We start from the raw sequence: 15,329 nt of genomic DNA on the forward strand, positions 1-15,329 counted from the left end.
CTCCTTAAACCGGTTTATTTTACTTTGATCGCCGATTTCTTCAATGCCTCTTTCGTTTTCAACTCGAAAAGATGACTTTTTTGGCGCCTTGCGATTTCCACAGAAGTTCGAAAGCAATTCCCTGCCTGTTTTTGACGGTTGGCCTGCCGCAGAAGCAACTGACCTTTTAAGCGATACAATTCTGCTTCGTAATATGCTCCACCGGTGATTCTTGTTCTTTCCAGAGCTTGATCGATCACGTCCAGGGCAACCTTCAATGATCCGTTGTCTGCCAGGATCTCTGCGGAAAGAGCTAAAAAATGAGGACGAGAAATCTCGGTACCGATCCGGTCATGCAGTTCAAAAGCCTGCTGCATTTCAAGGAGTCCTTCCTTTACTTTGTCGGTTTTCGACAAGGCCCAACCGTTCAGACTTTTCCCGAATGCAATCCATTGGATCAAGGCATGTTGTTCGGACAACTGCCGGAGTTCTTGCGTGAATCCCATCGTTTGTTCAATATTCCCCAATAACTGATGCACGAAAGCCGAAAAGAACAGCGCTAGTGCAAGGCTTTCCGGATGCCCTATCTTGCGAGCCATTTTGAGTGCTTCGTCCAATCGCACTTTTGATTCCTTGATTTTGAGCATGGATGCCAGCGCCCAGGCGTCAAAACAACAGCACGCAACTCGCGGATGGTGACCATAAAGCACGACATGAGTATGATGGTTGCTCTTGCCACTCATTCGAATACCCGTTTCAAGATGCTCGATTGCGGCAGCAAACCTGCCCATGTTCAACAGAGTGACGCCGAGTGCCCAGTGAGCTTCCAAAAGCGCAGATTTGTCTTTTGATTTTCGCGCGAGACGCAGCAGTTGACGTGCGATCTTTTCCGCAGTCTGAATGTGGGCTCGGATGAGATGGAATCTCCATAGGCCAAGCAAGGACGGATACACATCCTGTGCAGCGCCAAGTTGTTCACAAAGTGATTGAGCCCTGTTGTATGCGTCCTCCACTTCTGCACTTCCATAACCCACGATCGTGGGCAATGCCTGGCACATCGTATTAAGGACTTGGAGTTCCTTCTGCCGTAGTTCCTTACTTTCCGGAACTTTCTTTAGCAACTGCAGCGCGCGTCGCGAGAGCGCAACGGTTTCCTGAGCCGCGAACCGGTCTGCAGCATTTATCGCCGCCTTGTGAAGATATTGAACTGCGCGATCAGGATCACCGGCCCGATCAAAATGCATGGCAAGCTCCGCTGCAATTTCATTCGTATGGTCTGCATAAATGGATTCCAGTTTCCGGCCGATGCTTTGATGAATCCTGGCCCGGCGTGTTGGCGGAACTCGCGCAAGAAAAGCATCCTGATAAAGCACATGAATAAAGGTGTAGTGCGCGGAAGATTTTGAATCCCGCAATTCCTTAGTCACCGAACGGCGCAGGAAGGTCCGTTTTTTTACAAGGGCTTCGCACATTTCTTCAACTTGTTCAGCATCTTCTTCGATGGACACGGCAATCGCGTCCGTTGAGAATTCCGCTCCGGCCACGGAGGCTGCTTCCAGGAGAGTTTGCTCTCTATCAGAAAGGCCTTCTATCTGCTTTTCGATGATGCGTGCAACGTTATCCGGCATTGCCGTTTCGATCCGGGCAGCATCAACCTGCAGCATATTGTGGTGAGCAAGATACTCCACAAGACTTGTCATGAAAAATGGATTCCCTCCCGTGCGGGAGAAAATGACTGGCACTAGCTGCCCGGCAATCCGGTCATCGCCAATCTTCAGCGCAAGATATCGAGATACAGCATCAGAGTCCAACGGGGTTAACGCAAGCTCTTTACAGAGATCGTGCGTTTGCAATTCAGCGCTTACAGCTAGGACCGGATGCGAGCTTCGAATCGCATCTGAGGGACGGTATGTGCCAATGATTAACAACCGTAACGGACCTTGCAGATTCGCAAGATAAGTCAGAAAATCCACGGTGGAAAAATCGCTCCAGTGAAGGTCCTCCAGGACCAGAATCAGAATTTGATCTGTCGAAATCGTTCTAACTAAATCACCGATTTCCCGGAGCATTCCTTCGCGCGTGGCTCCCATCATTTCGCGATGCAAAAGCTCTCGATCTTCTTCAGACAATAGACCGGGCATTCGCGCGAGCCAGGTGGGTGCCTTCTTTCGAAGCAAGCCGGTCAGTTGAGATCCATGTCTTCTGCATAGTGAATTCAAAGCTTCAAAAACAGGCATGTAGGGTTCACCCGCTCCAAATCGCTCAAAACACTGCCCCTGCGCTATCCACACCGGCTGCCGTACAACATCATTCAAGAAGGATTCGATAAGCGTAGTCTTTCCAATTCCAGGTTCGCCTGTAATAAAAATTAACTTCCTCTCTCCTGATAAGGTGTCCAGCATCGCTTGCTTCAATTGCTCCATTTCAACGCTGCGCCCCATCAGCAGGATGTTTTTTTCTTTTCGTTCTTCCGGGAAAGCCGTTATTTTTCCGATGAAGCGATAACCTCGCCGGTGCGCAGTCTCAATGTATTTCGGTTTTTTCGGATCATCTTGCAGAGCGGCGCGAATCTCCTGAATGCACACCTTCAAAACCGAATCACTTATAAAAGTTTTTGGCCAGATCTCCCGGAATAACTCATCCTTGGTTACCAATCTTCCTGCGTTCCGCAAAAGGTATTGCAAGATCGCGTACGTTTTTGGACGGAGCTCAATGGTTGTGGAACCCTGCAGAACTTGTTCGTTGATAGGATCCAGCAGAAAAGGAGGAAAGCTTATCGGATCGCGGGTATTCATAAAATAAGAAGTCTTACCGAAATTTTACCAAAGCTTTACCGTTTTCGAATGACTTCCCTTTCAAGGTCTCGCTACGATTTTGTTGGAGGGAAAAAACATGACTGAACATGAAAAAGTTTTGGAAATGATCCGGCTGAAGAACCGGAACGGCCTGACAATGCAGCCTACCAGGATGGCGCTTCTGATTATTGATGTTCAAAAGTACTTTGTAAGTCCTGAATTTCCATTCGGACAGGTGCTGGATCAGCTGGTCACAGGCTTGGCCTCAGGATATTTTGATCGCGTTCGAAGGAACGTGATTCCAAACATCCAGCGTTTGTTAAAACTCTTCCGTGCGGAGAAGATGCCGGTCCTCTTCACTGCCACAGGAACGTTGACCGGTGATGGCCTGGACCTGCCTCCCTGGCTCCGAAGTTTTGATCAGCTCGGAAAACAGCTGCTGGGAAAACCAGTTTGGCCAGCAGTGAACGATCCGTCTTATGAAATAGACGAAAGCATAAGTCGGCGTGCTGAGGAGCCCGTGATACACAAAGGTTCGAGCGGTCCTTTCCATTTAACCAAACTCGATCAGATACTCCGTTCCAGCGGAATCGACTCGCTGATTGTAGCCGGCCTCACAACAGATGTCTGTATCACACAAGCAGCAAGAGAGGCAGCAGACAAGGGTTTTAACGTTGTGATTGCCGAAGACGCTTGTACAACACTCAGTCAGCAACTGCATGACGCGTCGTTGCAAATTTTTGCAATGACATTCGGGCGAGTGCGAACTACGCGGGACATCTGCGCACTACTAACAAGGAATATTGACAACGATCAAACAACGGAGGTTTTAGTCAATGCCAAATTCTAACAGCAAAATGAAAAAGATCTTTTTGATAACACCGGTCGTGATGTTCATGTTGCTTGGCTGCATCCTGGCAAACACACTGACTCGCACACGTGACGTTACTGCGAATCTGGACGTATCCCTTTTCGAACGTCAGGGAAACGAGTGGAAAATTTTTGACAAAGTCAAAATCAATGGCGTTCAATTCTCCGCCAAAGTCAGCGATCTGGCCGGCGGCAAAAAGAGAGTCGCCAGCGATTTTGTTTGGATTCACCGTTCGGAACAAGGACGTTCCGTTATCGTTCGACTGATACAACCGGCCGAGGCGACGGTCGATCTGGTCACCGGCAAACTGGAAGTGGATTTTAAGACACTCACGAAATTCGCCGGGCAAAATCTGAACTTTCCGGCTCGATTAACCACAGAAACTGTGCAAACACCAAATGGATCCATCTCTGGCCGCCGCGCTCAGATCAATCATGAAGCACATAGCGCGACTTTTGCATTTGTCGGAAGCGAAACTGTCCAGTTTCCTGCGTTCGAAGGCAAGCCCGCAGATAAGGTGATCGCTGTGATTCGCGGAGATGGAATTTTAGTTTCTAGAAATTAAAGGAATTACAAATTCGGAGGTAAAAATGCTTAGGAAACTATTCATTCTAATGTTTGTGCTCGTAGCCTTTAAGGCTGTGGCTTTCGGACAGAATGTAAAACTCACGACTACTTGTCTGGGGCCCGGAACAATTTCAGCGACTGCCTAAAACGGGAGCAGACAGCTCATCAACTGTGACAGCGTCACGGCGGTGGCTTCAGTCACTGCCAATTTTAAAAATGTGAGTCCATGACTTCTATGCGGTGGTGCCGCCGCAGCTCGAACCGGAACCTGCCGTGCAACCATAACAATGGCGTCCGGTCACGATCCGGCGATTGGTGAGAAGCTCATAGTTGAATTCAGAAATGTGGCGGGGCGCTGAAAACCCGACTTCCAGGTCCAGCATCTGATTGAAGTCGCAATCGTAGAGGCGGCCATCCCATCCGATAGAGATGGTGTTTCGGCACATCACTCCATTCACCGCCTCCGGATTGAATGCTTGAACAAGGCGATCCATGTATCGTTCATAGTTTCCGGATTCAAGCAAGAATTCCAGAAAACGGCTGATCGGCATGTTTGTGATGCAATATAAATTGTTGAATTGGATTCCATACTTTCGCGCAAGATTTCTCTTAAACTCCTGCTCAATTGCTTTTTGCGATCCCGGAAGAAACGCGCCCACCGGATTATGCACAAGATTCAAAACCAATCTGCTGTCAGGCATTCCGTACCCGATCGCATTGAATCGCCGCAGCGCTTCGATTGATCGATCGAACACTCCCACGCCGCGCTGGCGGTCAGTTTCACGCTCCTGGTAATAAGGCAACGAGCAAATGACTTCCACTTCGTGTTTCGCGAGAAACTCCGGAAGGTCCTCCTTTCCTTTCACAAAAATAACTGTAAGGTTGCAGCGGTCCATGACGCGCCGCCCGAGCGCCCGCACTTCTTCGACCAGCCACCGGAAATGCGGATTCATCTCCGGAGCGCCACCCGTGATATCAACAGTGGGAATGGGTGTTTTCGCCAGCTGATCCAGGCAAAGTTGCATCGTCTCCCTGGACATGACTTCGGTCCTGTCCGGTCCGGCATCCACATGGCAGTGCGCGCAAACTTGATTGCATAGCTTTCCCACGTTGATCTGAAAAATATCGATTCCGCCTGCGCGCAACGAAGAGCCGTTTCGTTCCTGCACCATTGTATCGAACGGAGGAATCTCTTTCGTTTCGCTCAGAATTCGCAACTGTTCCGCTGTGGAAGCGAGCGCCGAATGCCTTCTAGCTAAACTGGATCTTGTGGACATTACATCTCCAGTTTTTCAACAATATTTCTCATCTGCACTCCATGCACCAGTGAGGCACCGCCCCGAATCGCGGCAGCGATGTGAACTGCTTCTGTCATCTCTTCCAGATTGGATCCTTTCTCAAGGCAAGTATTCGTATAAGCGTCAATACAATATGGACATTGCACTGTATGCGATACGGCCAGAGCAATCAAGGCTTTTTCTCGCTCCGTCAAAGCCCCTTCAGCAAAAACAGCACCGTACCACTCTTGAAATTTTTTCCAGAGATCCGGACTCTCTTTTCCCATGTCTGAAAACTTACCGAGATCGTTTCGATGATAATAGTGTTCCATCAACGCCTCCTCGGGTTTCAGTTTAATGCAATCCAGACAAAAAAGCCCATTCGATACTTAGTGTCCGAATGAAGCTTCCTTTCTTCTCGATACGAGGAGCGCGGACAAAAGCGTCTTCATTCGGTTGCGACCATTGGACGCGCAGCCGGTAAGACCGGGCTGTGTTAGAATCAGTTCCATCGCCTCATAGACGCAAGCATCTCGGGGATAACGTGGCCGATCATCCGAACCGAAGCTCGCAGGATCTTACCAATGTAGATCTCGGCCGATACCATGTCACTAACCGAATTGGTTCCGGTGGAATGGGTGAAGTTTATGAAGCCACGGATACTCTACTCAAGCGAAAAGTAGCTCTGAAACGACTTCTGCCCCGCTTTGCTTCGGAAGAAAATTCAAGACAGCGGCTGCTACGGGAGGCTCGAGCCGTATCAGCGCTCAGTCATCCCAATATTGCTGCGCTATATGACTTATTTCAAATTGACGGGGAGACATTTCTGGTGATGGAGCTGATCAAAGGCAAACCGTTAGACTCCGCGATCGAGCAACCAGTGACTATAGAGACTTTTCTTTTAGTGGCGAGGCAATGCGCAGAAGCATTAAAGGCCGCTCACAGGAACGGAATTGTTCACGGCGATCTGAAACCTTCGAACGTTTTCTTAAATGATCTCGGGTACGTTAAAGTTCTGGATTTCGGACTCGCGCGCTGGTTGTTGAGTAACAGCGAAGCCACACAGCAAGTTCGCCGGGTCTAACCGGCAGCAGCCAAGCCGGCACCCTTCTTTATCTGGCGCCCGAGGTAATCCGCAGCAGGCAAAGTGATCAACGTAGAGATCTATTTGCGCTTGGTCTTATTTTCTACGAGCTTCTTACAGGAGATCACCCGTTCCGAGGCGACGATGTACAGGCTACCATTGCGAGGATTCTTGGCACTACTCCGCCTGCACCCAGTACACTGAATCCAAACGTACCCACCGGTCTGGATCCAATCATTGCAAAACTGTTGGAAAAGGATCCAGCGAAGCGCTACGCCAACGCGACAGAATTATTGAAGGATCTGCACAGTTTAGAACAGGACCTGCGAATCCCACAGATTCGCGGAAGTCCTCCTGGATCTCGCTTGCTGAACCGACCCCTGATTCGAAGGATTGCTCTCGCAACGATCATTTTCTGTCTCGTTGCTTCAGGACTACTGTTATTTCAACGTCAACGACCAACAGAAACACGTGCTTTTGCCGAACGGAACTGGATTCTTCTTACCGATTTTGAGAATGCCACAGGCGATCCCATCTTTGACCAGACACTGAACGAAGGATTGACGCTTGCGCTGCAGCAATCCCGCCATGTAAATGTCTATCCGCGTTCGCAGACGTTTGAAGCTCTAAAACGTATGGCGCGTAAAAATGTTGATCGCATCGATGAATCCACAGGCCGCGAAATCTGCCAGCGTGAAAATCTACAGGTACTGGTTACGGGTAGTATCCGGCGCAGCGGAGATAACTATCAGGTAACATTGCGCGCCCTTGAGCCGATTAACGGCACACTCCTGTTCGCAGAGAGAGAGGAGTTTGATAAAAAGGAAGAGCTTTTTACGAAAGTCGATTCGCTTGCACTTAGAGTGCGAGAACGCCTGGGGGAACCGGATAAACGGATCGAAATCCATGCGCGTCCCCTTGCAAAAGTTACCACGCGATCCATGAAAGCCTTGCAGCATTATTCACAGGCTTCCGATGCGCATAACAGAGGGGAAACGGAATCCGCCCGGGTTCAATTGTTAGGCGCCTTATCGTTGGATCCGAACTTTGCAATGGCGCACCAATTGCTGGCGGAGGTATACGAGCTTCTTGGAGATCCAACCAAGAGGGAGGAGCATTTCCAGCGTGCATATGACCTGCGGCACACGCTGACAGATCGTGAGAGAAATATGATCGAGGCCAGCTATTATGCAGATCAAGGACATATGGAAAAAGCAGTTGAAATGCTGAAAGTGCTTATTGGTTTATATCCCGATGATTTAGGTGGGCGCAAATTACTGGCATCCTGTTACAGGGAATTGGGCCAGCTTTCGAAAGCCATCATTGAACTGCATCATGTAATCCGGCTTCATCCTACTGATGCGCATGCGAACGGTTCCATGGTGATTCTCCTGGCGCGCGCGAACAACAGCAAACAAGCAATTGAGATGTATCAGAAAGCCAAAGCAGTGGGCGTGCGCACACCCGAACTTGATTGGGGACTCGGTTTGGCTTATCTAGGCGTTGGAAATCTGAACGAGGCACGCCGGCAATTCCATTTTCTGGAGCAGAGCGAAGGAGCCTATCAGGTTATTGGTGAAATCTATAATGTCCGGACAACACTGTACGAAGGAAAGTTTTCAGAGACCATCCACAAACTCGGCGCAGGAATCGCCAAGGATCAAAAATCTTCAAACAAACAACCGGAAATGCTCCGCAGGTATTTGCTTGCGAATATTTTCCATTTAACTGGTGACTCAGAACTGGTCGCCGAACAGTTGCAACCCATTCTTTCCGGAAAGCTGATAGATCTGGCGTCCGATGACATTCGGCGGGCAGGAGCCCTCTTTGCCAGAATCGGAAAGATCGACAAAGCTGTTGCATTGCTGAACGAACTCCAGCGTCGCGTGAAGGACGCTCCCACTTACTTCAGAAAAAGCTGCTATTTTAATCTGAAAGGTGAAATCTCCCTTGCAAAGGACGACCCTCGTGATGCAATCCAATCCTTCTTAAATGCAGATGCAGAACTGCCATGGTATGTATCTCATCATGGATTGGCCCGCGCCTACGAAGAATCAGGTGATCTGAAGAATGCGTCCGCTGAATGGCAAAAGGTTCTTGATGCTCGCGGAGAAATCCTACAGGACGGCTTTCCGCCTGAATGGATTCTTGCCCACCTGGAACTCGCACGAATACAAAGCCGTATGAACAACCGGGAAGCTGCTAGGGATAATTATCAGCGTTTTCTCCAAATCTGGCAGCAGGCAGACGCTATCCCCATTCGCGAAGAGGCAACGCGCGAGTGGAACCAGCTAATAAAGGAAGGAGGAAAAAATGTACTTGATCAACACTAAAAAGGAAAGCCTGTTGGTTCTTACGATTTTCTGTTCGATGCTGCTGTTGAACAGCGTAGCAGAGTCACAGGCACAGACCCAGAGTGGACCTGTGTCCGCTCCAAAACTTGATTTGACCAGATTCCACTGGCTAATTCATGCCTCTCTGAACGAATGCTATCAGAGGAGTCTGTATGAAAATACGTATGAGCAGATTAATCGACTGTCAAATTTAAGCGTTGAAGACAAAGAGAATCTTAAGAAGTTTTTGGCAAAGCGCAAAACACAAGAAGATCTACAGCTAATTGGCAGGTACGTTTGCAAAAGATGGCCTTGTCCTCCCATTGAGCCTTTTGCCGAGCACTACTGGCTCCTGCGTGCGATTCTTGATAAGGATTTCCGCAACAGAATCTTTGACCGGAGCAGCCTTGACGGTGCAGTTAAAAAGCTAGGCCCGGATTTTGGTGATAGGGACAAAAGTCATCTCGCAGAGTTGTCCGGTATACCGAGAACAGGGCTCTATTAGAAAGAGTAGGAAGCGTGATGTGTGGGATCTGGCAATGCCCCGCTCCAACGAATCGGTAATACCAGAGAAAGCGTGAAACCTGTGTTAGGCTTGAGATGTGGATAAGATTTCTGAAACTACAGCTCAGCTGACTTACGGAACGTGGCGGCTTCAAAAGAACTGGAAACCTCTGCACATCGTCGATGCGGAAGGGTGTTACTTCACAGATTCTGAGGGCAAAAAGTATCTGGATTTCTGCGCGCAATTGATGTGCTCTCTTCTGGGACACAAGAATCAGGCGGTCATTCAGGCGATTGTCGATCAGGCCAAAAAGCTTCCCTACATTGCGCCGGCCTTTGCAACAACAGAGCGCGCACAATTAAGCGAATTACTCCTCAAGGTTTTGCCTTCAGGTTTGAACAGGTTCTTTTACACAACCTCAGGAACCGAAGCAAATGAAGCAGCATTCAAAATAGCGCGAATGGTTACAGGAAAATCGAGAATCATTTCGCGTTACCGTTCCTATCATGGATCCACGATGGGATCCATCGCGGCAACGGGCGATTTTCGGCGCTGGTTTATGGAACCGGCGAGCAAAATACCGAACGTCAGCTTTGCGCCGGAAGTGGATTGTTATCGATGCCCTTTGCACCACAAGTATCCGGAATGCAATGTGGCCTGCGCGGATTACATCGATCATATTTTGCAAAACGAGAATGATGTAGCGGCGGTAATCGTCGAGCCGGTGGTTGGCACAAATGGAATTCTGGTTCCGCCGAAAGAATACATGCCTCGCCTCCGGGAGATTTGCAATCAACACAAGGTCCTTTTGATCGCGGATGAGGTGATGAGCGGCTGGGGCCGCACCGGAAAATGGTTTGCTGTGGATCACTGGGATGTAAAGCCGGACATACTCACCACTGCCAAAGGGATTACATCTGCTTATGTGCCGCTGGGACTTTGTGCGACAACAAGCGAGGTTGCCGGATATTTTGACGATCACTATTTCGCTCACGGTCATACATATGAAGCGCATCCGCTGACAATAGCTGCAGCGATCGCGGCAATCGGTGAATACGAGCGCTTAAATCTTATCGAACGCGCGGCAGAGATGGAGCGCTATATGGAACAGAAGCTCCGTGTGCTGCAGGAGAAACACGCTTGCATCGGCGACGTGCGCGGGATCGGTCTGTTCTGGACCGTTGATCTCGCAAAAGATCGCGCAACAAAAGCTCCTTTCAACACTTTCAAAGATAAAACCGCCAACGTCCCATTAGTCGTAGATCGAATCGCCGCCGAGATGCTGAAAAATGGCGTCTACATCCAGGCCTGGGTGAATCATTTCATCATCGCTCCACCGCTGATCATCACGCGCGAAGAAATCGACCAGGGAGTTGCCGCTCTGGATGCCGCACTGAAGAATTTGTAGCGCCGGCGTTACATTTCTATTAACCGCCAAGACGAGAATCAAAAAGAGTTTTCAACTTCTTGGCGTTCTTGGCGACTTGGCGGTTAAAATAGCTAAACATATGAGACTTAAGAACTTTATCAACGGTGAGTGGGTTGAATCTTCTTCCGGCAGTTTTGCCCCAAACAGAAACCCTGCGGATCTGGATCAGGTCCTCTGTGAAACACCTCACTCCACGGAAGAGGAAACTGTTGCAGCAATCAAAGCTGCGCGAAAAGCTTTTCCAAAGTGGAAGGAGACTCCTGCACCGCAAAGGGGGCGCATTTTATTCCAGGCCATGAAACTCTTGCTGGACCGGCTGGAAGATCTGGCCCGAACACTTACGTCTGAGGAAGGCAAGACTTTGCGTGATTCACGCGGGGAAGTCCAGCGCGCCATCAACGTTTTAGAGTTCACGGCAGGCGAAGGAAGAAAATTACGCGGCGCCACCATTCCCTCTGAGATTCCACGCACCTTTATCTACACAGTCCGGGAACCAATCGGTGTTGTCGGCCTCATCACGCCATGGAATTTCCCGGTTGCAATCCCGGTCTGGAAAATTGCTCCCGCGTTGGTTTCCGGAAATACCGTTGTATTCAAGCCCGCTGAATTAACTCCGCTATGCGCGGTAAAACTGACGGAAATTTTTCAAGAAGCAGGTGTGCCTCCCGGCGTTTTGAATCTTGTTCTTGGTAGCGGCAAAGTTGTCGGTCATACGATTGTGAATCATCCCGATGTGAGCGGAATTTCATTCACAGGCTCCAATGAAGTCGGTTGCGGAATCTACGAACAGGGATCGCGCCGCGGCATCCGCGTTCAGTGTGAAATGGGAGGTAAAAATCCGATTGTGATTCTGGAAGATGCAGATCTGGATCTTGCCCTGGAAGGAGTGATTCAGGGTGGTTACGGTTCGACCGGACAACGTTGCACGGCTGCAAGCCGTGTAATCATTCAGGAATCGATCGCTGAAAAAATGCTGGCAGAGCTGGTGAAACGCATAGAAAAAATCCGCATTGGAGATGGAATGAACCCGGAAACCGACATGGGACCTCTGGTGGATAAAAACCAGTTGAACAGAGTGATGGAATATATCAAGATCGGCAAAAAGGAAGGAGCGCGGATCGTTTGCGGCGGAGAACGACTCCAGACCACTCCCCATGACAGGGGATTTTTTGTTCAACCAACGCTCTTTGATCACGTGAAAGCATCGATGCGGATTGCGAGCGAAGAAATATTCGGTCCGGTTGTCAGCGTTTTACGCGCAAGGAATTTTGAAGAAGCTGTCGAGCTCGCAAATGCAGTGCCATTCGGACTGTCCGCATCAATTTACACACAGGACATCAGCAAAGCAATGCGTTTTGTGGATCTCGCTGAGGTCGGAAAGGTTCACATAAACTCCTCCACTATCGGTGGCGAGGCGCAAGCGCCTTTCGGTGGAACGAAAGCGACAGGAATAGGACCACGGGAACAAGGACTCGAAGTTTTTGAGTTTTATACGGAAATCAAAACCGTGTATCTCGATTACACAGGCAAAAAACGAGATTCTTCTTTCTATTAACGTTTTTCAGTAAGTAGCGTGGGCGTCTCGCCTGCGCCGCAGCCGGGACGGCCGCGCTACTAGCTCTTCGCTTTCAGTTCATTCCATGCATCCTGAGCCGGCAAGGGGGGACTGAACAGGAAGCCTTGCACTTCATGACAGCCTTCTTCAAGCAAGAAGTCGCGCTGCACCTCGGTTTCCACACCTTCCGCGATGATGATTTGCTTCAAACTATGACCCAGACGGATAACGGCCCTTACCAGCGCTTCCGGCTGTTTGCCTGCTCCGACATCCCTGACAAAAGAAGGATCAATTTTGATAATGTCGATCGGAAAATGTTTCAAATAACTGAGCGACGAATATCCCATTCCGAAGTCATCAAGCGCAATTTTGATTCCTTTTCGTTTCATGGTGTGAAGCACTGCCATCGTTAAGTCGACGTTTTGCATCGCCACAGTTTCCGTCAGTTCAATCACCAATCGCTCCGGATCGAAGCGGCATTCTTCCAATACACTGTCCAAATAAGTAACGAGATTCTTGTTTTGGAACTGCATGCTGGAAAGATTTACAGACAGCCTGAGGTTCTCCAAACCTTGATCCTGCCAGATCTTCACCTGGCTGCAAACTTCCGGCAATAACCATTCACCGATCGGCACAATCAAACGCGTCTCTTCCGCAATAGGAATGAAATCTTTCGGGTAACAAAGTCCAATCTCAGGACGAGGCCAGCGCAATAAAGCTTCAACGCCCGTCACATGTCCCGTACGTAGATTGAATTGAGGCTGATAGTGCATTACGAATTCGTGACGCTCCACAGCCCGCCTCAAACTTCTTTCCAGGGAAAGTCTGTTCTGCACGCGAACGTTTAAATCAGGAGACCAGAGTTGATAGTTGTTCCTGCCCAGTTCCTTCGCGCGGTACATTGCGTTGTCCGCGCACTTGATCAGGGTTTCAGAATCATTGCCGTCACTGGGACTCAGACTGATGCCGATGCTGGTGGTGACGTAGACATCGTGATTATCCCAGGGCAAAGAAGTGGAAATGGTATCCAGTATTTTTTGAGCAACGTAGGCAGCATCTTCACTGCGGCATACTTCAGGGAGCAAGATTGTGAATTCGTCTCCCCCGAGTCTGGCAACTGTATCCCCATCCCGAACAGTGTTCTTCAATCTGCGCGCTACCTCTTTCAATAACCAATCACCAACGGAATGTCCCAGAGTGTCATTGATCAGCTTAAAATGATCCAGATCTAAGAAAAGCACTGCGAGCCCGTTCCCGTGTCGTTGAGCATGAGCAACCGCTTGATTCACTCTGTCCCGAAAAAGGACGCGGTTCGGAAGGCCGGTCAAAGCATCGTGATAAGCCTGGTAAGCCACGAGTTCTTCAGCGTTCTTACGATCGGTGATATCGATCAAAGTGCCTTCCATGAAAAAAGATGAGTTGGAACCGGCCAGCAGAGTGATGTTCATGAGAACCCACAACGGAGAACCATCCCGCTTCCGGAACTCTGCTTCAATGTTTGTCATTGCCTGTTGCTCTCGCAACCGGAAAAGGAACGAATCGCGTTCTGCCTTTCGCGCGTAAAAATCCCAGAAACAAAGCGTGGTTATATCCTCAGGTGATTCAAATCCGAGCATCCGCGCAAACGAAGAATTTCCATCAAGAATGATCCCTTCGGAACTTGCGCGAAACACTCCCGCCAGGTTTCTTTCAAACAAAAGCCTGTATCTTTCCTCGGACGCGCGCAACGCATCTTCCGACGTTTTCTTTTCGGTTATGTCGCGTTGAGTTCCCCAGATACCCAGTAAGAAACCATCCTTCTGAATTCCAACAGCATTGCAAAGGAAATATCTTGTGTTGCCGGAATGATCCTTTACCTGAACTTCGAAATCCCGCAAACTATACTTCTTTCGGAAAAACTTCCGGCGGAATTCGGCATCTTCTTCTGAAGGAGGAGTCAGGTTTCGTATATGCATTCCCGTGATGTTTTCCGCTTTTGCAAAACCGTACATGTGCGCCATGGCGTCGTTGCATTCCGCAATATATGCATGTTGATAGAAATGCGCGAGTTGATGGTCTTCGGGTAAGTTGGTGGGCATCGGTTCGATCAAACCCGCGCGCCAAACGCCATCCGCAATCCGCTGCACAAAGTCGCGGTATCGGTTCTGGCTCAGCAGTAGAGCTTCTTCTGTTTGTTTGCGTTCTATCGCGTGGGCTACCTGTGTAGAAACAAAGATCAGCAGGTTTCGCTCTTCTTCTCCAAAACGAATCCCTTCTGCATAACTTTGCACCGCCATTACACCAAGCACCCTGTTTTTCGTTTTTAACGGAACACCGAACCAATCTACCGCCGGAGTTCCCAGGCGATCAACAAGACCTTTCTCCACAAGTTCATTCAGAACCTCGGGTGGCGCAGACAATGGCTCCACAGTGTGCAGAACATATTCGGTAAGGCCTCGGCCCCCTTTGCGCGGCGAATAATGATCATGTTCGTCTACCTGATAAGGAAAAGTCAGGGTATCCGAAGCAGAATCATACAAAGCAAAGTACAGATTCTGCGCCGGCAAGAGTTCCAGAATGATGGAGTGAATCGACTGAAAAAGTTCTTCCAGTGTGGACGCTTTGAGAGTCGCCTCTGAGATCTTGTAAAGGACTTTTTGGATCTCCTCCCCTTTCCGCCGCCTTGCGGCGAACGTAGACCTGTTCATCTCACAAGATATTAGCGCAACCAGAGGACAACCTGCAATAATGGCAAGTAAGTGTAAGCAAAGGGGATACGGAGATAGAGGAGATAAGGAGATTAATTTATTTTATGATTTCTTGTTTTTCTTATATCTCCACATCTCAAATATCCCCACATCCCCCTTCTTACCTAACGCGGCATAGCCGACAACCAAAATGATAGCGGAGAGAAGTCCGAATATCGAACAAGGAACTCCGAACCGCAGAAGTCTG

General features: G+C 49.3%; 10 protein-coding genes and 1 pseudogene. 7 read left to right on the forward strand and 4 right to left on the reverse strand.

Annotated elements, in window-relative coordinates; genetic code table 11:
• Window positions 1-14: 14 nt before the first annotated feature.
• Window positions 15-2,774 (reverse strand): AAA family ATPase, encoded by a 2,760-nt coding sequence (locus L0156_10940; protein ID MCI0603514.1) that lies wholly within the window; start codon window positions 2,772-2,774, stop codon window positions 15-17.
• A gap of 97 nt (window positions 2,775-2,871) precedes the next feature.
• On the opposite strand from L0156_10940, the gene L0156_10945 reads away from it, so the two are divergent.
• Complete coding sequence (locus L0156_10945; protein MCI0603515.1) at window positions 2,872-3,624, forward strand: cysteine hydrolase; 753 nt, start codon at window positions 2,872-2,874, stop codon at window positions 3,622-3,624.
• A gap of 7 nt (window positions 3,625-3,631) precedes the next feature.
• Window positions 3,632-4,210 (forward strand): hypothetical protein, encoded by a 579-nt coding sequence (locus tag L0156_10950; protein MCI0603516.1) that lies wholly within the window; start codon window positions 3,632-3,634, stop codon window positions 4,208-4,210.
• 235 nt (window positions 4,211-4,445) lie between these two features.
• Here L0156_10950 and arsS read toward each other — a convergent pair whose 3' ends face one another.
• On the reverse strand, window positions 4,446-5,489 hold the full coding sequence (gene arsS, locus L0156_10955) for an arsenosugar biosynthesis radical SAM protein ArsS (GenBank protein ID MCI0603517.1): 1,044 nt from the start codon (window positions 5,487-5,489) through the stop codon (window positions 4,446-4,448).
• Window positions 5,489-5,821, reverse strand: coding sequence for an arsenosugar biosynthesis-associated peroxidase-like protein (locus tag L0156_10960; GenBank protein ID MCI0603518.1), 333 nt, complete (start codon window positions 5,819-5,821; stop codon window positions 5,489-5,491). The genes arsS and L0156_10960 overlap by 1 nt, the downstream gene beginning before the upstream one ends.
• A gap of 302 nt (window positions 5,822-6,123) precedes the next feature.
• On the opposite strand from L0156_10960, the pseudogene L0156_10965 reads away from it, so the two are divergent.
• From L0156_10965 to L0156_10985, 5 genes and pseudogenes are all read left to right on the forward strand, one after another.
• Window positions 6,124-6,812, forward strand: a pseudogene (locus L0156_10965) (serine/threonine protein kinase).
• A 9-nt stretch (window positions 6,813-6,821) separates the two neighbouring features.
• Window positions 6,822-8,906 carry a tetratricopeptide repeat protein gene (locus L0156_10970; protein MCI0603519.1) on the forward strand — a complete coding sequence of 695 codons (2,085 nt, stop codon included), beginning with the start codon at window positions 6,822-6,824 and terminating at the stop codon, window positions 8,904-8,906.
• Window positions 8,887-9,411, forward strand: a complete 525-nt coding sequence (locus tag L0156_10975; GenBank protein ID MCI0603520.1) for a hypothetical protein — start codon at window positions 8,887-8,889, stop codon at window positions 9,409-9,411. The genes L0156_10970 and L0156_10975 overlap by 20 nt, the downstream gene beginning before the upstream one ends.
• Before the next feature lie 97 nt (window positions 9,412-9,508).
• The gene (locus L0156_10980; protein MCI0603521.1) at window positions 9,509-10,819 is read left to right on the forward strand and encodes an aspartate aminotransferase family protein; all 1,311 of its coding nucleotides are present in this window, start codon (window positions 9,509-9,511) and stop codon (window positions 10,817-10,819) included.
• A 100-nt stretch (window positions 10,820-10,919) separates the two neighbouring features.
• Window positions 10,920-12,395 carry an aldehyde dehydrogenase family protein gene (locus L0156_10985; GenBank protein MCI0603522.1) on the forward strand — a complete coding sequence of 492 codons (1,476 nt, stop codon included), beginning with the start codon at window positions 10,920-10,922 and terminating at the stop codon, window positions 12,393-12,395.
• Window positions 12,396-12,454: 59 nt separating this feature from the next.
• On the opposite strand, the gene L0156_10990 is transcribed toward L0156_10985, so the two are convergent.
• Window positions 12,455-15,082: an EAL domain-containing protein gene (locus tag L0156_10990; GenBank protein ID MCI0603523.1), complete on the reverse strand. Its 2,628-nt coding sequence runs from the start codon at window positions 15,080-15,082 to the stop codon at window positions 12,455-12,457.
• Window positions 15,083-15,329 lie beyond the last annotated feature (247 nt).

The sequence above is a fragment of the bacterium genome, assembly GCA_022616075.1.
Classification (GTDB): domain Bacteria; phylum Acidobacteriota; class HRBIN11; order JAKEFK01; family JAKEFK01; genus JAKEFK01.